A 23944-nucleotide genomic window follows, 5' to 3' on the forward strand; every position below is an offset into this window, starting at 1 on the left:
TTACACCATACCCGACTCGCTGCAAATCTGCTAAAAATGTACTCTTTCCTATCATCGATTGTGTCTTATACGTGGATTTATGTGTTTCAAATCACAGTTAGTATAATAACACTTAGGTGTAACATTGTCAACACGTGGTTTTAAAATTTTCCGCCACCGCCGCCGTGGCTGCTGTCACGGGAGGAAGAACTGCTGCTCTTGGACTTTTTACGCCTGGTCACGGTAGTGTAAAGGTATCTGTCCTGGCGCTGGCTGATATCTACGGTGTCCTTTTTCAGGTAGGCACTGGCCTCCAGCGCCGGAGCGACGTTGCTCATGCCGCAGATGAGGTAATAGGCAAATCCAAAGCCGCCCACGGCAGCCACTGCCGCTGCCAGAATAGCCGCGAGCATATTAAACTCATCGGCCGGGTCATACGGCTTGCCCTCCTGCTCGTAATAGGTCAGATATTTATCCACCCCATCGACAAAGGCAGTAAAGCTGGTGCTATACTTGCCGGCAGACAGGTCCTCCAGGAAGAGGCCTTTCAAGCCGTTTATACCTTGTTCATCAGTAATACGGGCACGCATATTGTTGTCGGTGGAAATGTACCAGTCGCGGCTGCCCATGGCTATTACCATAACAATGCTGCCGTTTTCGCCGCCGGCATAGTTCTTGTCCAAAACATTGTTGGCAAATTTACCGACAGGAACGCCCTGCGGCAGATTTTGCAGGGTACAAATGCCGATTTTGACTTTATGGGCTGTCTCCACCTGCTTAATTTTGGCCGCCAGCGCCTCACGCTGGCTGTCAGAGAGAAGTCCGGCCTGGTCCGATACAGGAGCTGCCGCCATGGCCAATGACTGACACAGGAGCAGGACGAGCAGGCAGGCACCTTGCAATGCAGTTAATATTTTTTTCATCACTGCCACCTCCTCAATCCGCTAACAGCCATTTGGCCAGATAGTAAACAAGCGGCAGAAGGACGGCAAAGACCGCCAGGCCATAGGCCACGGCTTTTTTCATGTCGTATGGCAGACTGCCCACCACTTTGCCGGACTGGCCATTCATCATAAAAGTGTAAGGCTTGTCCTGATAGCGTGTGGTGACAATCCAAACGGGGGCCATGCAATAGGCCACCGCGCCGTCCTGTTTTCTCACGTCTGACTCGGTGCAGGACACACTGTCATACCCTTCAACGGTATCACGCAGTACATCGATGGCACTCTGCTGTACCCGTTTGTCCGCCCGCGGTACGGAGGCCTCTGCGTCCACGTCATACTTATCCGCGAGGAAACCTGTCATATAGGCGTTGCTAAAGGGCACCATCTCACTGTAGTCGAAGGGCTCGATACTCTCCATATAGGTATCGTCCATCTTTTGACTCCCGTCCACAGGAATACGCTCAAAAGCCATACTGCCGGAACGCAGGCACTCATAGTGACTGGTTTCGGTGACTTCTTCGTCACTCGTTTCGTAGATATGCACCTTTTCGGCCCGGAAGTGCGCGTAAGCGTCTACATCAGAGTCAAAGAGCCAGAATGGCACGTAAACTGCCTGAATGGCCTCAATACGGTTCTGGGATTTAAAGAGACTGGGCAGGAGCCACTTGTCCTCGCAAAATGCTTTGAGCGCAGCCTTAGCGTCCTCCTTGGTCTTTTGGAAGGGAATGATGTAATCAGGTTTCAGCATACCTTCAAACCTGTGCGGCAGCATGACGGCATGACCGCAGTAACAACATTCTGTCGCCATCGTATTGCCATCAGCCACAATCTGCGCCCCGCAGGACTCGCAGACATACGCCTTAAAGGCCTCCGCCTCTTCTGCTGTCCACTCGCCGCCAGCCACGGCGGTGTCCCATTTCTTATCTTCCTTGTCCGCCGCCTCGGCCGCCATGGCCTCTTTGGCCTGAAAGAGTTCTTCTATGGCAGCCGCGTCCAGTTCTGTACCGCAGTAGTCACAGGTTATCTTCTGGGTGCCGGGCTTGAAATCCAGTGGCGCACTGCAATTCGGGCATTTATATGCCACGGAATTATTGGCCATATTGCCACCTCCTTATACATTTATACTAGTATACTGGTGATTACGGGCGCGGCTTGCCGCACTCCGCACAGAATTTGCCGCTGTTCTTGGCACCACAGTCGCAAATCCAGTCACCGGCCGGACGGGGCTTGCCACATTCAGAGCAGAACTTGCCCGTGTTTTTCGCACCGCACTCGCAGGTCCAGCCATCATCGGGCTTGGGCTGGCCGCATTCGGAGCAGAATTTGCCCGTATTGCCGGCCTTGCCGCAAGCACAGGTCCAGCCGCCAGCTGCCGACTGCTGTACGGCAGCCTGCTGAGCCTGGGCTGCTCTTTGCGCCTGTCCCTGAGCCATTAGGTCGCCCACGTTGACGCCGTTGGCACCTGCAGCCATATTCATCCCCATAAAGCCAATCGCCGCCCCGCCTTCATTCTTGGCTGCATCACGCAGGGCATCAGCCTGTGCAGCGCCGTACATTCCAGCCATCAAGGACGGGTCGCGCCCCAGGACAGCAGCCTCCTGCATCTTCTGAAGTTTTTCCAGTACTGCCTGGCTTTCTTCAGTAAGGCTGACGCTGGCCACGGCTACGGAAACGACTTCGATACCGCGCAGGTTGCCCCATTTCTGGCTGAGGTTTTCGTTTAATGCGTCAGCGATATCCGCGGAATGAGCCTCTAACTCATCATAGCCCACGCGCATGGCAGAAATTTTCGCCATGGCCGGTTTCAAGGCCATCATGAGTTCCGATTTCAGCTGGCTGTCAATTTCTTCCCGGGAGAAGGTGTCACTGACATTGCTGGCAATATTGGTGTAAAAGAGAATCGGATTGGTAATACGATAACTGTACTCACCAAAGCAACGAATCTGAATCGTCTGTTCGTAGTTCAGGGTATCGTCGCGCACCTTAAAGGCAATAGGTGACGGTGTCCCGAACTTGTTGCCGTAGATTTCCTTGGTATTCACATAGTATACGCGCTGGTCACGGCCCGTATCGCCGCCAAAGGAGAATCGGCGGCCGATTTCCGAAAATACCTTGGGAATGGTGTCCGAAAGGTCACCGGCAAACAGCGAGGGCTCAGTTTCCCGGTCATAGGTGTATTCACCCGGTTCGGCACAAATATCCACCACTTCACCATTTTCCACAATGATGAGACACTGGCCGTTGTTGACAGCAACCCGCGAGCCCTGCGAGATGATGTTGTCGTCGCCATTGTTGGAGCTGCCCTTGCCCGTCTTGCGGTGTCCCTTGGCCATAAGCACATTCGGCGGCAGGCTGTCACAATAGATATATTCCTTCCACTGATCCCCCAAGACGCCGCCTACGGCTCCCATACCTGCTTGTAAAAGTCCCATAATCTTTACCTCCTGTTTCAAAATATTTGGTGTTTACTTCGCCATCACTCCCCCAAATTCCCCCTTGCAATGGTATAATAAAAATGCTATACTAAAAGAGTTCTTGCGGGCATAGTTCATCGGTAGAATGAAAGCTTCCCAAGCTTTAGAGGTGGGTTCGACTCCCATTGCCCGCTCCATAAGAGATTACAGGAGTTGCTATAGCAACTCCTTTTTTGATGCTATGATTATAACGAGGCAAGAAAATGTCCCCCACCTCAGCAGGTGGGGGCACGAATACCAAAACAGGCGGCGAGCATATCTCCCGCCTCGTTGAAACGCCAAGAGGAAGTTTTGCCTATGGCAAAACTGGAACAACGGCGTTATAAAAAAGCTCATGGCCGAGAGCAAATCTCTCCCAACCATGAGCTAATCATCATATTGCAAATCCGTTCTGTCTGGCAATATCCAATCCCTTATCCTTGGAAATCTCCAAAGCATCTGCGATGGCCTCAGGAGACTTATGCTTCTTTAGCTTAGACAAGACCATTTAGGTCAACATTACCTTTCTTGCTTTGCCTTAATCTCTTTAACATCCTCAGCCGTTATTTTTCCTAATGAAAGCAATAGCTTTATCATTTCATCCCGGCCTTCTTCCCGGCCTTCTTCCCGGCCTTCTTCTCGACCTTTTTCTCGGCCTTCCTTGCGCCCCTCATCAATCCAAGCGGCCTTGTCAGATTCGTAATCCATGATTGCCATTTCACGGTTCAGATATTTTAATCGTTCATCGCTATTTTGCATAAATATTGCCGTGGCATCCAATGCAGTCTGAATAGAAACCTCATTCATGGCTAGTTCCTCCATTTTAAAGGAAATGCAGGCAAAACACTTATTGTTGCAATGACTTAATTTGTGCATCTGTCATTCCGGTAGCCTGTTTAACCGCTTCTACTGTCACCAATCCAAGTGATAACATTTTTTTGATAGTTTCATCGCGTCCTTCTTCACGGCCAGCTTCACGCCCCAGATTTATTCCTTCATTACGAGCATCCGTTACCATATCATCTATTGCCTTGCACACATCAATCCGCTCCTCTCCAATGGGAAAGTTGAAATTTTGTCCAGAACAAACACTTATTGTCTGTGCCGCTAAACGATCTAATGATTTGTAATCCTGATTATTATTTACCAAATTTGCCAGTTCTTGCTTATCCCTGGAATGCTTGATGAACTTCAATACGGCCTTTAGATCTGACCGAAAAACATCCAGTTGTTCATCCGTCATCTGCGCCGGTGAAATCAAATTCACCTTATATTCGTTTGCGTAATGCAAAATTCTCTCGTCCAGCCCCTCCGGATACATTTCTCGCAGGGTAACAGGCGCCTCCCACTCATCAGCTCCCCAATATATCACCAAGGTGATAACAGGCAGCAGCTTATCTTCACGGTGAAAGCCCGACAAATATTCTGCACTATCTTTTCCCCTGTTATGTGCCTCCTTATGCGAGTTAGCCGCCGCAGCCACCTGCTCAGCCAATGTCATGGCGTCGTATAACATATTCCGGACGGGCATAGCCGTATGAATCTTTGATTGATTCTCCACGCCTAAAATACAATACGCTGCCTTTCCATCAGTCTTTAGTGCCAATTTCAGTACATCTCTGGCCTTCTGCTTAGGCAGTGGTGCTCCGTCTTCTCCATAGGGGAGGACAATGCTGGCTGTATCCATATCTTTAAGCTCATCCGGATGAAGCTTTTCCTCGCCTCCGAAGCAGAATCCATTGAAAAGGTCTGCAAAACGCTCCGGTTGTTTCATGTATTGCTTGGTTATAGAATCTTTATCTCCCAATTGCCAGCACCTCATTTCCTATTTGGTATATCTCAATTATACAGCAGTCTGCGTAAAAGTGTCTATGCTTTTTCGCCCCTAATCGATTTCATCAAATTGTATTTTCCATTCTGTAATCTTGTTTTATTGAGCCTTCACTCTACAGGCGATAGTCTTCACTATTCGCGTTTTACACCTTATTTGCACCTTATCGAGCCTCAAACGACCGCAAATAACTGCAAATATCTGCAAATATCAATTTCTGCATCGCAAGATAAAAATGCCGCCACCCCTTGAAAATAAAGGGCTGACGGCCTATAATGAATTTATCGCATTTGATGGGCGGATAATGAGCCTAGACTTCCCAAGCTTTAGAGGTGGGTTCGACTCCCATTGCCCGCTCCATAAGAAAAATTAAACCTCTGCATAAGCAGAGGTTTTTTGGTATTTGTATTCAAATAAGTTCATTATGCTTTAATTGCCTGTACAATGTATAAAAAGCCGCAGGAAAGCCTAGTATAATACCGCCGATTATGCCGGCTTTGCCCAGCTGGAGATAATCCCCCAGCAGGCTGCCAATATAGCCGCAGATACCTACAAACACCACGAGGTATATGCCAACACCGCCGAGAATTGAGAAGGCCTTGACTGCCTGTTTCAGCCCGCTTTCTGTTTTTTTCTGCATGATAGTTCTCCCTTGTAAAAAAGCCTTCCCCTCAGGGAAGGCTTTTATTTATTTACCGCTGAATACATCAGGACGGCTGTCTGCCAGTCCATAATGATAGAGAATTGCCTGAATGATACGTGCGGAGGCTTTGCCGTCACCATAGGGGTTGACGGATTCAGCCATACGGCTGTATTCTTCCTTATCCGTAAGCAGAGTTTTAGCCTCGCTGTAGACGCGTTCGCTGTCCGTACCGATTAACTTCACCGTACCGGCAGCCACGGCCTCGGGGCGTTCGGTGGTATCACGCAGTACCAGGACAGGCTTACCCAGCGCCGGAGCCTCTTCCTGCACACCGCCGGAGTCCGTCAGAATCAAATGTGCCTTGTGCATGAGGTTGGCAAAAGGTTCATAATCCAAGGGGTCGATAAGGTGAACTTTCTGCAAATCGCCCAGTTCTTCCTTAACCACTTCCCGGACTTTCGGGTTTTTGTGCACGGGGAAAACAACTTCCACGTCGTCAAAGTCTTCCGTCAGACGGCGCAAAGCCTTGTAGACATGGCGCATGGGCTCGCCCAGATTTTCCCGGCGATGGGTAGTTACCAATATAATGCGCTTATTTTCAAAGTCGATGTTCCGCAGCATATCATCCGCGAACTGGAAATCTTCACGTACGGTATGGTGCAGGGCGTCAATAACCGTATTGCCCGTTACAAAAATGCTGTCGTCCTTTACATTTTCTGCCAGCAGATTGCTTTCCGAGGTTTCCGTGGGCGCAAAGTTCAAATCAGCAATGCAGCCCGTCAGCTTACGGTTCATTTCCTCGGGGAACGGCGAATATTTATTGTGCGTGCGCAGGCCGGCCTCTACATGGCCGACTGTCGTCTGATGGTAGTAAGCAGCCAGAGCACCGGCAAAGGTGGTCGTGGTATCACCATGTACCAGCACGATGTCCGGCTTTTCCTGTTCCAGCACCTTATCCAGGCCCATCATAGCCTTGGTCGTAATATCAAAGAGGGTTTGTCCCTGCGCCATGATATCAAGGTCGTAATCCGGCGTGATATTAAACAGTCCCAGTACCTGGTCCAGCATTTCGCGATGCTGTGCCGTAACCGCCACAATGGGCACAATCTTGTCGGGGTGCTTTTGCAGCTCCAGCACGATAGGCGCCATTTTAATGGCCTCCGGACGGGTACCAAACACCGTCATAACCTTGATTTTCTTTTGTTCCATTACTAGTCCCCTCTCTATAACCAGACCATAATTCGCACTATGGCCTCATAAAAAAGGCAGGTCTGCGCCTGCCTTGTGGGTTCTGTCGTAAGCAGCATCAATGCTGATGCGCAGAATCATTCATCCGAAAAATACCGATTTTCTTGGCTCCAAAGAGCACGGCCGCTATAACTACACATACGATGAGAATTGCAAACTGATAGCTGACTTCCGTAAGAGCCACCGCGCTAAGGCCCAGCAGCGCACTGATAACATACATCAGGAGCACAGCCTGACGCTGGCTGAAACCTAAGTCCATCAGGCGATGATGTAAATGACCTTTATCCGGTTTGAAAATAGGCACACCACCACGATAACGGCGCACAATGGCAAAGGTCGTATCAAGAATCGGCAGGCCCAGTGCCAGAATGGGCACAATCAGGGCAATGGTAGCTGCGCATTTTACGGCACCGATAACGGAAATGCCGGCCAGCATATAGCCCAGGAACATACTGCCGGAGTCACCCATAAAAATGCGTGCCGGGTTGAAATTGTAGTACAGGAAACCGCAGGCAGCACCAGCCAAAGCAGCTGTGAGTACAGCTACCAGCATGATGTTCTGTTGCAGAGCCACCAGGAAGATCGTCACGGAGGCAATGGTAGCCACACCAGCTGCCAGTCCGTCCAGGCCATCAATAAGATTTACCGTATTGGTCAGGCCCACAATCCAGAAAATCGTCAAGGGAATAGCCAGCCATTCCGTATAGAAGAAATCGCCAAACGGGTCGGTAATAAAGTCAATACGCACATCAAAGGCAATGACCAATACCGCTGCTGCCAGAATCTGGCCCACCAGTTTCACCTTGGCCGGCAGGTTCTTGTAATCGTCGATAATGCCTACCAGAACGATAAAGGAACCGCCTACCAGCAGGCCGGTAACTTCAAAGAGCACCTCCGGCTCCACTTCAATGACTTGCAGAATTCCTAAAATAGCCACCATAAAGGCCGCATAAATGCCCAGTCCGCCAATACGGGGAATGGGTTTTTTATGTACTTTTCTCGCATCAGGAGCGTCCAATGCCCCTGTCTTGGCCGCCAGGAAAATCACACCGGGCGTAATGAGCAAAGCCACACCAGCAGCAATGACAAACGCCAACATATATTCTGGCATACAAGTAGCACCTCTTTTTCTCAAAAATCATAAACACGTAACAAGCCTATTTTAGCGCAGGCCACTCATAGTGTCAATGAAAATAAACTGAAAGACAGCTTTTAATCGTGAATTTCATCTGGTCGGCAGCTGACAATCGAGCCATCCGTTTCGTAGTAAATCACCTGCGCCAGTTTCGCATTGCGGAGCATACGGCGGCACAGCAGGCAGGGCTTGCCGGAGGCCAGGGTGCCATCAGCGTTTATCCCTACAATATAAATAGTTGCACCTTCCATCGCAGCCGGGTCGGCATTGATGATGGCGTTCTGTTCGGCATGAACGGCCACACAGAGTTCATAGTTCTGTCCCTTGGGTACATGCAGGCGTTCCCGTTCGCAAATGCCCGTATCAATACAGTTGGCCTCGCCCCGGGGCGCACCATTGTAACCGGTACTGATGATGATGTGGTCCTTGACAATGATGGCACCGTAACGGCGGCGCAGGCAGGTGGCCCGCCGTCCCACTGCCCGGGCAATATCCAGAAAATACTCCGTCCATTCCGGACGCTTTTGTACCTTGCTATTCTGCTCCATGTTCGCTGCTCTCCTTTAAGTAACGGCGGCCTAAAATCACCGCCACAAAATCATCTACCGGCACCGGCGGCACCTGCATGGTAACCGGCAGCAAACGCCGCCAGCCCTTGGGGGGATTGGCTTTCCAATACTCGCCCTTGGCCATTTCCGTAGTCCGGTATTCATCACGGATAAGAATCTCCAGGGCCGGCACTTCGCTCAGCCGCTGCCGGGCCTCCTTGCTGGTGGTGCCGTTGCCCATAATGAGACGGCTAAAGCCGTATGTTGCTTTAGCCGTAGTTATTTCTGCTATTAAATTATGCGTTTCGATAACCCTCTGGGACAAAACCTTGCCGTCCTCGTCCAGAACGGCAAAGCCGCACTTGTCCCGGCCGGGGTCTAAGGCTGCAATACTCATGGTGCGCCTTTCTCCACATTTATTTTAAGTCTTAACGGTCCCAGTGCGTCAGTGTTGCCATTAGCATACGCCGACAGAATCATGGGGCCGCGCTGTCCGCGCAGCTGCGCAACGATTTCGTAGAACTGGGCACCTTCCATCACGCCGACAGTTCCCTGCAAGGGATCCTGCAGGATACCGCGGTTGACCGCCGCAAAATTGACGTCCTTCAGGAAGTTCATCACCGTTTCCTCGGCCTCACTGTCCGAACCGCTCATTATATTGTACGGACGGGCAATGATGAATTCCTTATCACGATAGATGACACTATTGGGATAGAGCTCCAATATTGTGCGGACCTCCTCGCCCCGGACAATATTGCTGGCCGCCGTCATGCGCACGATGATATCCTGCTTGCTCTTGGCGATTGTCTCCACCGCCGCATCCCGTTCCGGCTGATATACCCAGATTTCCTGGTCAGAACGGTCCTGTCCTTCCCGGGCAGACACGTTGCGGTTAGCCAAAGCCGCCAGGGAATCCAAATCAGCGGCCACTTCCGCCGGACTGCGGTTGCCCTGAATCACCCCGCTGGCGATAACCTCGCCAGCGCGGAAGGCAATATCGCCTTCTCTCATGGTAATCAGGCCGTCACGCAGCTGTTCGGCGCGTTTTTCCAGCTTTTTATTATCCTGCTCCAAGGTGCTGTTAGCCGCGGTCAGTTCCTTATTGCTGTCACTGAGGCTGGCATTTTGACCTGTCAGCTCGTTATTAGCAGCCTGTAAGGCCTCATTCCCAGCCTGCAGTGCCTCATTGCCGGCTTGCAGCCTTGCAGACTCTGCCTCCAGCTCCTTTTGCTGGGCGCTGAGCTTGGACACTTCATCTTTGGACTGGCGCAGCGCGGTATCCGTGGCCTCCTGTTCAGACTTGGCCGTAGCCAGCGCCGACTGGGCCACGAGCAGGCTGTCCTTGGTCTCCTGCATGGTTCTATTCAGTTTTTCCATCCCAAAGAGGGCGGTACGTACATTGTCAGAAACCGCTGCCATGACCCCAAAGGTCAGCGTGGTAATGACAATGCCCGTAAAAATTGTAATTATTATTGACGTGTGCCGCGGCCGCAGGCCGAAAATAGACAGGCGTTTCTTGCCGATTTTAGTGCCCAATCGGTCACCAATAAAGGCAATCGCGCCGCCAGTAATTACCAGCACGGTAATCAAAAGGACTCCAGACATCCGGCAGCCTCCCTGTAATTTTTTTAGCGTGAGGCCTTGCGAATAAGCAAAGCTCCGAAGATAATGCTGACCACGTTAGGCATCCATACAGCCAGCATCGGCGGCCAGGAGCCGCTGCGTGCCAGGGCATTGCCAATGGTCATTAACGCATAGTACGAGAAAATTATCACTACACTGATGGCGAACCCTTTAGCAGATGTACGACGATTTGGCTGCAAGCCTAATGGCACCCCGACCAAAGCGAATACCAGGCTAGCCATCGGTATGGTCACACGCTGATGGAACTCAGTTTCCAGCTTGCTCGTATCCACATACTGGGTTCTCATGATATCAATCTGCTCACTGAGCTCGCGCATCGTGAGTTCTTCCAGTTCCTTTTGCTCACTGACCACCTGTTTAGGCGTTACCTCTATAGGCAAAGTCTGAGTTTTAAAACGCACTGTATGTTCACTACTCTTTTCATCGCTGGCGATATCGTAAATCATACCATTGTGCATTGTCCATACAGAACCGTTCCAATCGGCATATTCCGCGTTCTCTACATGGGAAACCTTACCATCTGCACCAAATTCCTGTAAACTGACGCCCTGCAACTGCTGTGTCTCAGCATCATAGCGACGTGCATAGGCCAGACGCTGCATAACACCATTATCCATTTGCTTGAGGATGATATGCTCCTGCGATTTCGTGGCAACTGCCCCCTGAATCTCATAGTTCAGGACATTGCGATAAGCTGTGTTGGCCCACGGAACAACATATTCGTTGAACCCAATGGCAAAGATACTTACCATACCGCCTAAGACAATGGCCGGAGCCGCAATACGGAAAAAGCTGACGCCACAGGATTTCATCGCCGTGATTTCGCTGTTGCCTGAAAGGCGTGCATAGGTCAGCAGACTGGACACCAACATGGACATCGGAAAAGTCCAAATAACCACGGCCGGCATACTGAAGATGAATATTTTCACCACAGATGCAAAAGATGCCCCGTAATCAGTTATGTATTCGGCTATACGGAACAGAGTGCCTGTGCCGATAAACACAGCCGTAAACGCACATATTCCGAACAGGTACGCCAAAGTGACTTCCCGGAATATGTATTTATCTAATATTCGCAAATGCATCGTCTTACTCCTTAGAGGGTGAATTTCTCACCGAGATAGAATTTCTTGGCTATGGGGCTTTCAGCAATAGTCTGGCTATCTCCTTCCAGGAGGATTTCCCCCTGATTGAGGATATATGCCCGGTCGACAATCTGCAGGGTTTCCCGGACATTGTGGTCAGTAATCAGTATGCCCATACCACGCTGGCGCAGATACTGAATGATTTCCTGAATGTCAGCCACCGCCAAGGGATCTACGCCGGCAAAAGGCTCATCGAGCAGGATAAACTGCGGCTCCAAGGCCAGACAGCGGGCGATTTCCACACGGCGCCGTTCGCCACCGGAAAGGGCTGAACCTTTGCGCTGGCGCACATGGCCGATATGGAATTCCTCCAGCAGCTCCTCGTATTTTACCCGCTGCTCCGTTTTAGACAGATTGGTCGTTTCCAATATGGCCATAATATTTTCTTCCACGGTCAGTTTACGGAAAATTGACGACTCCTGCGGCAAATAGCCAATGCCCAGGGTTGCCCGTTCATAAATAGGCATATTGGTAATATTGACATCGGACATGTAGACCTCCCCGGAGGTAGGCTTGTCCAGTCCGACAATCATGTAGAAGGACGTGGTTTTTCCTGCACCATTCGGGCCTAAAAGGCCGACAATCTCACCTTTTTCCACTCGCAGGGATACACGGTTTACCGCCGTGTGGTCTTTAAATTTTTTTACCAGATTCTTCGCTTCGATATGCAAAGCCTTAACCTCCAAGAATATTTACACGCATTTTACCGAGCCTGAGCCGTACCGTCGTTTGCTAAATACAACGTCAGCTTTTTACTCCGCATGCGATTGTTCTCCTTCGTCGCCCAGGCATTTCCTGACAGAACAACCTGTCCATTCTGTTTACCCTGATAATCGGCATTATCGCCGCCAGCTTCCATCATGCGGACAGGACTGCTGATATAGACGTTGCCGCGACCGATGTAATGCTCATCATCCAGCCAGCCTTCCATATAGTCTGCTTTAAATGTGCCGTCCTTATTGGTGACCGTGCCGCCCAGCGGAATCTTGACATACTTGTTCTGATTGGGGTAATAATCCACCTGTTCGCCGGTAAATTCTTTATCAGCATGCGTACCATGCACATTGCCGGTAGCCGTCATGCGCCCCTGGCCGTCAGTGACCACCTTGGCACAGGTTACACGCAAATCGTCGCGGATAGCAATGACATTGCCCTCGACAGAGCCTTCCTGCGTCTTAGCATTATAGGTGGCCTTGGCGCCTGAGAGCTTAGCCGTCCCCTGTTTAAACAGCACATCACCCGTGGCCGTAACCAATCCGGTAGAGGCATCGTATTCCACCACATCAGCGTCCAGTTCTGCTGGCTCATTATTGGCTGCCGACATCTGCCCCAGAGGCAAAGCCAGCGTCAGGCATACGGTCAGCATCAAATGTTTCATGTATTTCTTTCTGCGTATCATTCGCTTTTTCCTCCCTTAACCAGATGGGCCTTGCCACTGATTTTTATCTTATTGAAGCCATCGCGGCTCTCTATCTTGTCACCCTCAGCCAGCATATCATCTTTGCTTATACGAGCCTCGCCCTTAGCTGTCAGCACTTCCTCTTTAGCCTGCCAGACCAGCTCCTTACTGGTCAGCTTAGCGCCATCACTGTTAGAAATGGTGACATTGCCAGAAACAACTACATCACGGGTCTTTTCATCGTACCGGCCTTCATCAGCCGTGACCTCCGTAATGCGTCCATCTTCTGCATAAAAATGACCTTTCAGTTTTGTCATTTTGGTTGTTTGCTTGTCAATATCTACGTCTATATGTTCAGCCGTCAAATCCCATATCTTACGGCCGTTTTTTTCCTCGCTCAGTTCGTTGCCGTCATAGCTGATGACCCGCCCACGGTCAGGTTCCTCGATTTTCCGCTGTTCCGGTACCGTGACGACAGCCCAGACGATAATCGCGATTACAGCTGCAGCAACGACTCCCATTAGGGGCTTTTGGTATTTTTCCATCAAGCATCCTCCTGTGATTTAACGATGTGGTGTGTGCCCGTTTTTTGTTGTTCCAGAGAGGTATTCCAGCGCTTTTGGAACCACAGCCATTGGGTGGGATTCTCCCGAATGACCTTTTCCATAATCGCTGTCATTTTCGCGGTAAAGTTGAACAAGTCCTTATCCGTGTCCCCGGTATCCTCGTAGCGCATAACCTCACCGATTACCACTTTGTGCCTGCCGTTCGGCTGGCGCAGGATAAAGGCCGGCAGCACCGGAGCATTGAACTTGCAGGCAAAAACAGCCGGCCCCATCGGCGTGGACGCCATTTTCCCCAAAAAGGGCAGGAAGGCGCCCTTCGGGCCTGCGTCCTGGTCAGCCAGGAAACCAAGGATTTTCCCCTTTTTCAGGGCCTTAGCCGCCGCCAGCAGCTCGCTGGTACCACGGGAGAATATCTCGACATTGATGGTCTTGCGCAGGTCGTTCAAGGCATTGGTGTACTGCATATTGGGCTGGTTTTTGGCAATCGCCGTCACCGGCAGGCCATTCATGGTGAAGGCCGCCGACAGCCATTCCCAGGTACCGATATGGCCCGTGAGGACGACCACGCCATTGCCTTCAGCCAGGGCGTCGGTCATCCGCTCCAAATGGTCAATCTCGATGTACTTGTGGAAGTTTTGTTCGTTTAATTTGGGCATGTAGAGAATTTCCAGTACATTACGTGCTAAATTCACAAAGGATGCCCTGATTAAACGCCGGGCCTCCGGCTCTGTCAGTCCTAAAGCCGGCATTACCTGTGCCACAGCCCGCTCCCGTTGTTTTTTTATCAGGAGATAATACAGCTGTCCAAGTACCCAGCCGGCACCCATTACCAGCTTGTACGGCGTATGGCAGACAAGCCAGCTCATGAACATCACGAATTTATACTGCATGAATCTCGTTCCCCCAAAACATCACTAAACAGCCCTATTGGGCAAGATTGGTATTATCCTGCGGCGTTATAAAATCCGCCATTATCTGTTCCCAGCGTCCCTGCGCTTTGAAGATAAACTCCAGTAATTCCCGGACAGCGCCGCGGCCGCCGGCAAAGCCGGATACCACCAGGGCACGGCTGCGCACTTCTGCCACGGCATCAGCTACCGCCATGGGCAGGCCTACCTGCAGCATAATGGGCAGGTCAATCAGGTCATCGCCAATATAGGCAATCTCCTCATCCTGCAGGCCGGTAAGTTTTTTTAATTCCTGATAGGCCCCCCGTTTGTCCGAGTTGCCTTGAAAAACATGGCTTATCTTTAATTCCTGCGCCCGGAACTCCACCTGCGCCGACTTACGGCCGGTGATGATAGCGGTCTGCAGCCCCTGCTTATGGGCCAGCGTTATAGCCAGCCCGTCACGGCAGTAAAAGGGCTTAAATAACTCGCCGTTTGCGCCGATGTAAATGCCGCCATCAGTGAGCACGCCATCCACATCGAAGATAATCAGTTTTATCTTTTCGGCCGCCCGTAAGGCCCGGCTGTTAATCTCCATTATACCACTCCTTGACGCAAAAGGTCCGTCAAATGAATAATACCTACAGGAATTTTATTTTCATCAATAACCGGCAGCACCGTAACAGGGCGCGGTTTGTGTTTTTCCATAACAGACAGTGCCGAGGAGGCCATAGCCTCCTGCGTGATGGTCAGCGGCGTGCCAAACATGATATTGCCCACGGCCTCGTCCAGGAATTTGTAATCCTTGGCCAGGGCCCGGCGAATTATACCATCGGTGATAATGCCCACCAGCTTGCCGCTGTCGTCGACCACCGAGGCCGCGCCCAGCCCTTTATCCGTCATGGTAAAGAGCGCGTCTTTCGCCGTCTTATCCTTATGCACAATGGGATTTTCGTCCCCGGTGTGCATGACATTTTTCACCGTCAGCAAAAGTTTTCGGCCCAATGCCCCACCGGGATGGAACAGGGCAAAGTCCTGACTCGTGAAATCGCGTACCGACATGAGCGCGATGGCCAGAGCGTCGCCCATGGCCAGCGTGGCCGTGGTGCTGGCTGTAGGTGCCAGTCCCAGCGGGCAGGCCTCTCTTTCCACCCCGATATCCACGAAGTGGTCAGCTGCCTTGCCCAACTGTGAGTCACGGCGTCCACACATCGCGATGATTTTAGCCCCGATACGGTGGATAATGGGCAGGATATTTACCACTTCCGTGGATTCACCACTGTTGGAAATGGCAATGACCACGTCATTTTCCGTTACCATGCCCAGGTCCCCGTGGAAAGCCTCACCGGGGTGCATAAAGAAGGCCGGTGTTCCTGTACTGGCAAAAGTTGCAGCCATTTTACGGCCAATGTGGCCGGACTTGCCCATACCAGTAACCACTACACGGGCCTTACAGTCCAGAATACACTGCACTGCCGCTACGAATTCATCATCCACACGGCTCTTGAGTTTTTCCACTGCAGCAACCTCAATGGAAAGTGTCTCTAAAGCAGCCTCTTTTATCTTCGCTATCACGCTTATCCCCCCGGTCATCAGTTTTGCTTATTTTACTTTGTGGCGTACGATTTCATGAATGGCCACGGCATCTTTTAACAGGTCTTCCAGTTTGTCCAAATATACCATGTTGGCACCATCAGACAGTGCCTCTTCCGGATTGTCATGGACTTCCAGGAACAGGGCATCCACACCAGCGCCCACTGCAGCCCGTACGAGGTATTCCACATACTCACGGTTGCCGGCAGAGGTCGTGCCATTGCCGCCGGGCAGCTGCACACTGTGCGTGCCGTCCATAACCACCGGATAGCCGAAGGAGCGCATGATGGGCAGGGAACGCATATCTACCACCAGGTTGTGGTACCCAAAGGAGGCGCCGCGCTCCGTCAGCATAATCTGGTCGCAGCCGCTTTCATGGAGCTTGTCCACGACATTGCGCATATCCTCAGGTGCCAGGAACTGGCCTTTTTTTACATTGACTACCCGGCCCGTCTGCGCCGCTGCATGGAGCAAATCCGTCTGGCGGCAGAGGAATGCCGGAATCTGCAGGATATCAGCCACCTGTGCCACGGGCTCAGCCTGGCTGGTCTCATGGATATCCGTTACCACCGGTACCTGCAGTTCGTCTTTTATCTTCTGGAGCATTTTAATGCCTTCCTTCATGCCCGGGCCACGGAAACTATGGAAGGAAGAACGGTTCGCCTTGTCAAAGGAGGCTTTGAATACGTAGTTAATGTCCAAACGCTGGCAGATTTCCTTAATCGTACGGCCAATCAGCAGACATCTGTCCAAGCCCTCCAGCACGCAGGGGCCGGCCAGCAGTGTCAGTTTCTCCCCACCGCCAATGGTGTAATTACCAACTTTAACCTGATTCATTGTCAAGCTCCTTTCGTTTTATATATCTCATTTACTTTGGCCAAATCTTCGGCGGTATCTACGCCGACAAATTTAGCTGCAGTTTCTACCACTTTGATGCGATAGCCATTTTCCAAGGCCCTGAGCTGTTCCAGGGATTCCGCACGTTCCAAAGGCGTGGAGGCCATCTTGGCATAGTTCAGCAGGAAATCACGCTTGTAGGCGTAGATTCCGATATGCTTGTATACCGGGCAGCCGGTATTCCGGGGATAAGGCATTACCGAACGCGAGAAGTACAGGGCGTAGCCTGCCTTATCGGTAACCACCTTGACATTATTCGGATTGGCGATTTCCGCCTCGTCTTCCATCCGTGTCTTGACCGTAGCCATCTGCAAGTCGGCGTCTTCCTCAAAGGAAACCACCAGTTCATCAATCAGGCTGGGCTCAATCAGCGGTTCATCCCCCTGCACATTGACTATTAAGTCCACGTCCGGGAAGGCCGCCGCCACTTCTGCCAGGCGGTCCGTCCCCGTGGGATGGTCGGCTCTGGTCATGACGGCGCGGCCGCCATGCTCTGACACGGCTTTCATTATCCGCTCGTCATCAGTGGCCACCACTGTATCAGCTACTTTTTTCGCCTGCACAGCCCGGTCATAAACCCGGCAAATCATCGGCTTGCCGGCTATATCCTTCAGGGGTTTTCCCGGCAGCCGCGTGGATGCATACCGCGCAGGAATGACGCACAACACCTTCATAATGTATCCCTCTTATCTTCTTGTCATTTTTGCGGCTGTCCCAGCTTTTCGGCCAGGCGCTCCGCCAATAATGCTTTAAATTCATCTTTGCCGGCCTGGAAATTGACCTCTACGCAGATAACATATACCGGTACGGTACTGCCTGCATGTACAACTTCCATGGGAATCTTCACGGCATCTTTTTCCGTAATGACAATGGCCTCTGCTCCCATATTTTCGGCCTGACGCAGAATATCGGACATTTCCAGCATGCTGTAATCATGATGGTCCGGATAGCGGAGGCTTTCAATGATGATAACCCCCAGGTCAGACAAGGTCTGTTCAAATGAGGCCGGGTTGCCGATGGCGGACACGGCCATGATTTTCCTGCCGCGCATCTGATTGACGTCGACGCCCTCACCGGCAATATCCACATACCAGTCAGCCAATGGAATGAACCGGCGCGGCTCATGGATACTCTCCACAATCTGGGCACCGTCATTGTAGCGGTGCACGGTATCGCGGATGTATTCCCGGGAACCTTCGGCGGCCTGGTCAACCTTGGTCAGCAGGCAGACATCGGCACGGCTGATATGCGAGATGGGCTCACGCAGGGTGCCGCGCGGCAGCATATAGCCATTGCCAAAGACGTTAACGGCATCTACCAGCAAAATGTCCATATCGCGTTCCAGCTGCCAATGCTGGAAACCATCGTCCAAAATAGCCACTTCTGCGCCGAAGTTTTCGATGGCATATTGACCGGTGACCGAACGGTCAGCACCAATCAAGACCGGTACTTTCGGCAGGTGCTTGGCCAGCATGAACGCCTCGTCCCCGGCGTCAGCCGCAGTCATATGCAGCCGCTGGCCGTCGGAAACAATGCCAACCTTGCCGTGCCATTTGGCCCGGTAACCGCGGTTAAGGATAACCACCTTGTAGCCCATATCGCGGATATCGCTGGCCAGACGCTGCGCGGTCGGTGTCTTGCCGGTACCGCCCACAGTTACATTGCCCAGACTGATGACAAAGCAGTCCAGCTTTTTGCGGCTGAAGATGCCTTGACGGTATCCCCACAGCTTAATATCTACCAACAGGGCATAGATTTTGGAGAACACGTACAGAATTGCCGTCAGTGTGTTTTCAGCAATACCATCGACCTCTTTGTTATGCACGAGGTCGATAAAGTAAGTCTGGAAATTATTTATCTTCTGGGTGGAACGGGCACGCTGCCGGTTTTCCGGACGGCTTTCGTATTCCTCCAGAGTTTCCCGGAGGATGATGGCTGATTTGCGGGACGCGCCCTTGTTTTCCCCGACAATAGCCAGCGTTTCCTTCTCCAGACGCTGGCGGTAAGCCTCATCATCAAACAGGTTCACGACCTCATTGGCCAATTCCTGGGCATTGTTTACCGTAATGCAGGCCTCACGTTTTTTGAACAGGGCGTGCGTATCCTTGAAGTTGAACATGTAGTGGCCCACGATAATAGCCTTGCCATGGGCTGCCGGTTCCAAAATGTTGTGGCCGCCGTGGGTAATCAGGCTGCCGCCCACATAGACTACATCACCAACACTGTACACCTTGCCCAGCTCGCCGATGGTGTCCAAAATGACGATATCAGCGTCCTGCGGCCCCTTTTCCTGCTGTTTGGTCCGCGTCGTGACCGTAAAACCGGCCCGCTTGCACAGGTGAATGACTTCCTGCGTGCGCAAAAGTTCACGGGGGGCAATGACCAGTTTGGCCTTGTCATGCTTTTCCCGTAAGGCCTTGAAGGCTTTCAGCACAAAGTCCTCTTCGCCGCGGTGCGTAGAACCAGCCAGCAGTATGCCTTCGGCGTTTTCCAGGCCCATCTCATGAATGATGGCCGTCTTTTCCTCAGGGCTTACATCGGTATAGGTCTGGTCAAATTTCGTGTTGCCGGTCACCGTCACCAATTCCGGCGGTGCGCCCAGACGCATGATATAATCAGCATCGATATCCGACTGCATGGCAAACTTGGTCACCGTGCCAATCATATCCGTCAACAGGCTGTTCAGGTACTTGTACTGCTTGACGCTGCGGTCACTGATACGGCCGTTTACCATCATGACGGGAATATGCATCTGCCGGGCCGTCTTGAGGAAGTTCGGCCATAATTCCGTTTCCACCGGCAGGAACACCCGGGGGTGAATCCGCCGCAGAACGCGGCCGGCTAAAAACGGCAGGTCCAGGGGGAAGTAGATAATGGCATCAGCATCTTTTATAATGCGGTTAGCCATCTCATAGCCGCTCGTGGTAACCACGGAAACCAGAATCGGCGTCTGCGGAAATTCCTTATGAAATTCTTTGATCAGCGGACTGGTGGCCACGATTTCACCAACCGAGGCTGCATGTACCCAGATACAATGTTTTTTTGCTACCTTGTCCAGTGCGTGCTCCGGGAAAATGCCCAGGCTCTGGCGAATACGCTCCACAAAGCCTTTTTCCCGGACAGAACGAATCATAAACACCGGAATAATCAGGATGACAACCAGTATCGCCGCTATGTTATAAAGAAATTGCATTTATCTATGCCCCTTCTGATACATTTCCGTTTTTGAACTGAATATTGTAAAGGTGGCTGTAAAGGCCGCCATTAGCCAACAGTTCCTCATGGGTGCCATGTTCCCGTATCTTACCATCATCAATAACATAAATCTGGTCTGCATTGAAAATGGTAGACAGGCGGTGGGCGATAACAAAGGAGGTACGCCCTACCATCAGTTTATCCAGTGCCGCCTGCACAATCTTTTCACTTTCCGTATCCAGTGCAGAGGTGGCCTCGTCGAGAATCAGTATCCGGGGATTCTTCAAAATGGCCCGGGCAATGGACATACGCTGCCGCTGGCCGCCGGACAGGTTAAGGCCGCGTTCACCAATCGGCGTATCATAGCCCTGCGGCAGTTCGCGGATAAAGCTGTCAGCATTAGCCGCCTTGGCCGCCTCAATAACCTCTTCGTCTGTAGCATCCAGGCGTCCATAACGGATGTTTTCCATCACCGTGGTGGAGAACAGCATGGTTTCCTGCGGCACAATGCCAATCTGGTCACGCAGGGACGCCACAGTTACGTCACGGATATCATGCCCGTCAATGGAAATGGCACCACTGTTTATTTCATAGAAACGTGGGATCAGGTTGGCAATGGTTGACTTGCCGGCACCGCTGGGGCCGACAAAGGCAATCATCTGTCCCGGTTTTACTTCCAAAGAAACATTTTCCAGGGCATTGACGCCTTCTTTATAACCGAAGGTTACGTCCTTAACCACCACATGGCCCTGAATCTGCGGCAGGGGTTTAGCCCCTTCCTTATCGCCAATGGGTTCCGGCAGGTCGATTACGGCAAAAACACGGTCAACAGCCGCCATTGCCCGCTGCAGGGTACCATAGACACGCGCCAGGCGCTTTACAGGATTAGCCAGGTTGACAGCGTAGGTCAGGAAGGCTACCAGCGCACCGGCCGTCATCTGGCCGTTGACCACTTCATAGCCGCCGAACCCCACAATAAAGGTTACGGAAACCGCTGCCAAAAATTCCACCGTCGGCGTCAGCAGGCTCGTCAGCTGCACATTCTTCATGGCCGCCTGGAAGTTCAGGACATTCTGGTTGATAAATCGCTTGATTTCGTAATCCTCACGCACGAAGGACTTTACCACCCTGATGGAGGAAATGCTCTCCTGCAGCAGAGAAGTGATATCAGCCGCGCGTTCCTGAATAACCGTACCATTGCGTTTCAGCTTGCGGCCAAAAATCTTCATGGCCTGTCCCACCAGTGGAATGACCACCAAGGTCAACAGCGACAGTTTCCAGTCCAGATATACCATCATGGCAATGGAACCAATCAGAATGGAACCTTCCGTCACCATCTCAATGAGCTGGTCAACCAGTGCGGACTGAATAGCGGCCACGTCGTTGGTGATATAGCTCATGGTTTCACCGGTCTGATGCCGGTCAAAATAAGCCATCGGCATCCGCTGGAACTTGCGGAACATTACCTCGCGGACATCGATAACGACTTTTTGTCCGATATACGATACGAGATATGACTGGCCATAGTAAAATATGCCGCGGATCAGGAATACCACCACGATACTCACACAGATAACGTAGAGCATCACCATATCCTTTTCCGCCAGTACCTTATCCACCATATCCTTGATAATCCAGGGCAGATAGAGGTTACAAGCCGCTGCAATTACAATGCAGACAATGGCCAGCCCCAGGCGTTTCAGGTAAGGCCTGATATATTGCAGAAGGCGCTTATAATTCTTCATGTATTTCCCTCACTAATTTATTTGGCAGCAAATTCCCGGGCCGCCGCCAGTATCCGCTGAGCCACGCGCCCGGATGCCCCCGGCGGCCCCAGCTGTTCACAGGCGGCCTGCAGTTTGGCCAGCACTTCCCGGCGATGTTCCTCGCCAGGATATAATTTCTTCAGCTCTGCCGCAATATTTTCCGCCGTGACCTCATCCTGCAAAAGTTCTCTTTGAAAACTTTCGTTTAAGAGTATATTTGGCAGGCTGAAATTATCGACATGCACCAACAGTTTGCCAATGGCATAGGATACGGCTGACAGGCGGTAGAGCACTACACATGGCAGCCCTAAAAGCGCGGCCTCCATCACCACAGTTCCGGAGGTGGCCATCGCCGCGTCAGCGGCCGCCATCAGACTGTAACGCTTTTCCGTGACCAGCGTTACCGGCACACCGGCAGCTGCGATCATTTCCTCAATGCGTTCCCGGCTGACGGTATCAGCCACCGGCAGGTAAAATACCGTAGCCGGCTTTTCCGCCAGCAGTTTTTTTGCCCCGTCCAGCATATAGGGCAGCAGCAGTTCTATCTCCTGCTTGCGGCTGCCGGGGATCATCAGCACCACTGTTTTATCCGCCGGCATCTTAAAGTATTGCCGGGCCTCGTCCCTGGGCATTTCTGCCTGTACGGCGTCAACCAGCGGATTGCCCACAAAGGAAATCTTGGCTCCGGCGGCCTGATAAACCGGCAGCTCATGCGGAAATATCGCGATAAACTCATCAGCGATCCGGGCACAGCTTTGCGCCCGGCCTTTGCGCCAGGCCCAGGCTGATGGCGGTATATAGGAAAACACCGGGATTCCCAAAGATTTGGCTTTCCTGGCCAGCCGCCAGTTAAAATCAGGATAATCAATCAGCACCAGCATATCCGGCTTTTCCTCACGCATAAAATCCGTAAGGCCGGACAACAATTTATACAGACGCCGCAGGTTTACGAGTACCTCCCAAACGCCCATAACACTGTATTCAGCAAAATTTTTATACAGGCGGACGCCGGCTGTTTCCATTCTGCTGCCGCCAAAGCCGACAAGCTCCACGGCCGGGTCTAAAGCCTTAATGGCCCGGGCAATATTCTCGCCATGTACATCGCCTGATGCTTCCCCTGCTGAAAACATTATTTTCATGGGCTGACCTCCTGTAAGTGTAAATACTAAACCATCCTATATTTTAACACAAAAAAAGATACCGGGCATCCTTTTTTTACATCCCCGGCATCTTTCTTCCAAATCACATCGCCATAATCGTAATATCGTTAGCCTCGGCTAAGGCGATGACCTCTTCACTTTCCACGAGCAAGGTGGCCCCAGCCTCAATAACCAATGCCCTGGCCTTGGTTTCCACCATCATCTGCAGGGTTTTCAGCCCCACGGTCGGTACATCAAAGCGGTTATCCTGTTCAGGCTTGGCGACTTTGGCCACCACAGCACCACCGCCGGCCAGCTTGCCGCCCCGCAAAATGCAGGCGTCAGTCCCTTCGATGGCCTCCAAAGCCATGACCGCCATGTCTTTTACCACTACGGTCTGGCCAACATCCATCCGGCCGATTTCCTTGGCCATCTTAAAGCCGAATTCCATATCCTTCAGCTCATCAGCCGTCGGCTGCCGCTTGGTCAGCACGCCCTTGGCGGGCATTAACTGACGAATCAGTGCCGTCTGGTCAAAAACCTCTACATCGATTTTTTTCAGCTCGTCCACAATCGCCAGCATAATCGTATCATCCTTGCGGTTGGGCAGTTTCATCAAAATCTGCATGGCTTTCAAATCCGGCAGAGCCTTGCCGGCGAACAGTAATTCCTTGGTGACCTTGCCAATCATCGTCACCTTGTGGATGTCATTTTTCTTTAGATGCTTTAAAATCTTGCCCACCTTGAGGACATTGATTTCTTCATAGTTATCAGCGTAATCCCTGAGGCGCTGGTCTGTCTCCTTCAGGAGCGCTACAGCGTAAACCTCGTAGCCGAGTTTCTTCGCCGCTCTCGCTATTTCCACCGGCAGGGCACCAATCCCGGCCAAAAGTCCTATCCGCTCCATGATATTCCTCCGCACCTCAAAAATT

At 51.7% G+C, this 23944-nt stretch carries 25 protein-coding genes, 1 tRNA gene and 1 other annotated feature (1 of these 27 running past the window's edge); of the genes, 2 read left to right on the forward strand and 24 right to left on the reverse strand.

Going from position 1 to position 23944, the window contains the following annotated elements; genetic code table 11:
* Positions 1–64: a binding site (T-box leader), on the reverse strand; it reaches 186 nt to the left of the window's first position.
* Between the two features lie 76 nt (positions 65–140).
* From DL94_RS0111885 to DL94_RS0111895, 3 genes are read right to left on the reverse strand one after another with little or no spacing between them, the layout of a single operon-like run.
* On the reverse strand, positions 141–902 hold the full coding sequence (locus DL94_RS0111885) for a TPM domain-containing protein (protein WP_028130337.1): 762 nt from the start codon (positions 900–902) through the stop codon (positions 141–143).
* Positions 903–915: 13 nt separating this feature from the next.
* Complete coding sequence (locus DL94_RS0111890; RefSeq protein ID WP_028130338.1) at positions 916–2022, reverse strand: TFIIB-type zinc ribbon-containing protein; 1107 nt, start codon at positions 2020–2022, stop codon at positions 916–918.
* A 40-nt stretch (positions 2023–2062) separates the two neighbouring features.
* Positions 2063–3355: an SPFH domain-containing protein gene (locus DL94_RS0111895; protein ID WP_028130339.1), complete on the reverse strand. Its 1293-nt coding sequence runs from the start codon at positions 3353–3355 to the stop codon at positions 2063–2065.
* 105 nt (positions 3356–3460) lie between these two features.
* Between DL94_RS0111895 and DL94_RS0111900 the strand changes: the two genes are divergently transcribed.
* Both DL94_RS0111900 and DL94_RS16180 read left to right on the forward strand, forming a co-directional pair.
* Positions 3461–3534: transfer RNA gene (locus DL94_RS0111900), tRNA-Gly, on the forward strand.
* 160 nt (positions 3535–3694) lie between these two features.
* Positions 3695–3874: a hypothetical protein gene (locus DL94_RS16180; RefSeq protein WP_156031861.1), complete on the forward strand. Its 180-nt coding sequence runs from the start codon at positions 3695–3697 to the stop codon at positions 3872–3874.
* 21 nt (positions 3875–3895) lie between these two features.
* Here the strand turns inward: DL94_RS16180 and DL94_RS14860 are convergent, their stop codons facing one another.
* The 21 genes from DL94_RS14860 to DL94_RS0112010 form a co-directional block, all read right to left on the reverse strand.
* Positions 3896–4183: a hypothetical protein gene (locus tag DL94_RS14860; protein ID WP_051586445.1), complete on the reverse strand. Its 288-nt coding sequence runs from the start codon at positions 4181–4183 to the stop codon at positions 3896–3898.
* Positions 4184–4223: 40 nt separating this feature from the next.
* The gene (locus tag DL94_RS0111915; RefSeq protein WP_028130341.1) at positions 4224–5183 is read right to left on the reverse strand and encodes an Rpn family recombination-promoting nuclease/putative transposase; all 960 of its coding nucleotides are present in this window, start codon (positions 5181–5183) and stop codon (positions 4224–4226) included.
* Between the two features lie 433 nt (positions 5184–5616).
* Positions 5617–5847, reverse strand: coding sequence for an AtpZ/AtpI family protein (locus DL94_RS0111920; RefSeq protein ID WP_028130342.1), 231 nt, complete (start codon positions 5845–5847; stop codon positions 5617–5619).
* A gap of 48 nt (positions 5848–5895) precedes the next feature.
* Positions 5896–7059, reverse strand: coding sequence for a non-hydrolyzing UDP-N-acetylglucosamine 2-epimerase (gene wecB / locus DL94_RS0111925; RefSeq protein WP_028130343.1), 1164 nt, complete (start codon positions 7057–7059; stop codon positions 5896–5898).
* A 97-nt stretch (positions 7060–7156) separates the two neighbouring features.
* Positions 7157–8209 carry an MraY family glycosyltransferase gene (locus DL94_RS0111930; RefSeq protein WP_028130344.1) on the reverse strand — a complete coding sequence of 351 codons (1053 nt, stop codon included), beginning with the start codon at positions 8207–8209 and terminating at the stop codon, positions 7157–7159.
* A 101-nt stretch (positions 8210–8310) separates the two neighbouring features.
* Positions 8311–8781 (reverse strand): deoxycytidylate deaminase, encoded by a 471-nt coding sequence (locus DL94_RS0111935; RefSeq protein ID WP_028130345.1) that lies wholly within the window; start codon positions 8779–8781, stop codon positions 8311–8313.
* Positions 8768–9178 carry a RuvC family protein gene (locus tag DL94_RS0111940; protein ID WP_028130346.1) on the reverse strand — a complete coding sequence of 137 codons (411 nt, stop codon included), beginning with the start codon at positions 9176–9178 and terminating at the stop codon, positions 8768–8770. The genes DL94_RS0111935 and DL94_RS0111940 overlap by 14 nt, the downstream gene beginning before the upstream one ends.
* Positions 9175–10386, reverse strand: a complete 1212-nt coding sequence (locus DL94_RS0111945; protein WP_028130347.1) for a DUF3084 domain-containing protein — start codon at positions 10384–10386, stop codon at positions 9175–9177. The genes DL94_RS0111940 and DL94_RS0111945 overlap by 4 nt, the downstream gene beginning before the upstream one ends.
* A gap of 23 nt (positions 10387–10409) precedes the next feature.
* Positions 10410–11510 (reverse strand): LptF/LptG family permease, encoded by a 1101-nt coding sequence (locus DL94_RS0111950; RefSeq protein WP_028130348.1) that lies wholly within the window; start codon positions 11508–11510, stop codon positions 10410–10412.
* 11 nt (positions 11511–11521) lie between these two features.
* Entirely contained in the window at positions 11522–12241 is a 720-nt protein-coding gene (lptB, locus tag DL94_RS0111955; RefSeq protein WP_028130349.1) for an LPS export ABC transporter ATP-binding protein, read from the reverse strand.
* A 32-nt stretch (positions 12242–12273) separates the two neighbouring features.
* Positions 12274–12969, reverse strand: a complete 696-nt coding sequence (locus tag DL94_RS0111960) for an LptA/OstA family protein (protein ID WP_028130350.1) — start codon at positions 12967–12969, stop codon at positions 12274–12276.
* Positions 12966–13514: an LPS export ABC transporter periplasmic protein LptC gene (gene lptC / locus DL94_RS0111965; protein WP_028130351.1), complete on the reverse strand. Its 549-nt coding sequence runs from the start codon at positions 13512–13514 to the stop codon at positions 12966–12968. Before lptC ends, DL94_RS0111960 begins: the two co-directional genes overlap by 4 nt.
* On the reverse strand, positions 13514–14425 hold the full coding sequence (locus tag DL94_RS0111970; RefSeq protein ID WP_028130352.1) for a lysophospholipid acyltransferase family protein: 912 nt from the start codon (positions 14423–14425) through the stop codon (positions 13514–13516). The genes lptC and DL94_RS0111970 overlap by 1 nt, the downstream gene beginning before the upstream one ends.
* A 34-nt stretch (positions 14426–14459) precedes the next feature.
* Positions 14460–15020, reverse strand: a complete 561-nt coding sequence (locus DL94_RS0111975) for a KdsC family phosphatase (RefSeq protein WP_028130353.1) — start codon at positions 15018–15020, stop codon at positions 14460–14462.
* Complete coding sequence (locus DL94_RS0111980) at positions 15020–15994, reverse strand: KpsF/GutQ family sugar-phosphate isomerase (protein WP_028130354.1); 975 nt, start codon at positions 15992–15994, stop codon at positions 15020–15022. Before DL94_RS0111980 ends, DL94_RS0111975 begins: the two co-directional genes overlap by 1 nt.
* A 30-nt stretch (positions 15995–16024) precedes the next feature.
* Positions 16025–16852 carry a 3-deoxy-8-phosphooctulonate synthase gene (gene kdsA / locus DL94_RS0111985; RefSeq protein WP_028130355.1) on the reverse strand — a complete coding sequence of 276 codons (828 nt, stop codon included), beginning with the start codon at positions 16850–16852 and terminating at the stop codon, positions 16025–16027.
* Between the two features lie 2 nt (positions 16853–16854).
* Positions 16855–17586 carry a 3-deoxy-manno-octulosonate cytidylyltransferase gene (gene kdsB, locus DL94_RS0111990; RefSeq protein WP_028130356.1) on the reverse strand — a complete coding sequence of 244 codons (732 nt, stop codon included), beginning with the start codon at positions 17584–17586 and terminating at the stop codon, positions 16855–16857.
* A gap of 23 nt (positions 17587–17609) precedes the next feature.
* Positions 17610–20105, reverse strand: a complete 2496-nt coding sequence (gene lpxK / locus DL94_RS0111995) for a tetraacyldisaccharide 4'-kinase (protein ID WP_028130357.1) — start codon at positions 20103–20105, stop codon at positions 17610–17612.
* A gap of 4 nt (positions 20106–20109) precedes the next feature.
* Entirely contained in the window at positions 20110–21852 is a 1743-nt protein-coding gene (msbA, locus tag DL94_RS0112000; protein ID WP_028130358.1) for a lipid A export permease/ATP-binding protein MsbA, read from the reverse strand.
* 17 nt (positions 21853–21869) lie between these two features.
* A complete protein-coding gene (gene lpxB, locus DL94_RS0112005) occupies positions 21870–23012 on the reverse strand; it encodes a lipid-A-disaccharide synthase (RefSeq protein ID WP_028130359.1) in 1143 nt (380 codons plus the stop codon).
* A gap of 103 nt (positions 23013–23115) precedes the next feature.
* Entirely contained in the window at positions 23116–23919 is an 804-nt protein-coding gene (locus tag DL94_RS0112010; protein WP_028130360.1) for an LpxI family protein, read from the reverse strand.
* Positions 23920–23944: the final 25 nt, after the last annotated feature.

It is taken from the genome of Selenomonas sp. AE3005, from assembly GCF_000686945.1.
Taxonomy (GTDB): Bacteria; Bacillota; Negativicutes; order Selenomonadales; family Selenomonadaceae; genus Selenomonas_A.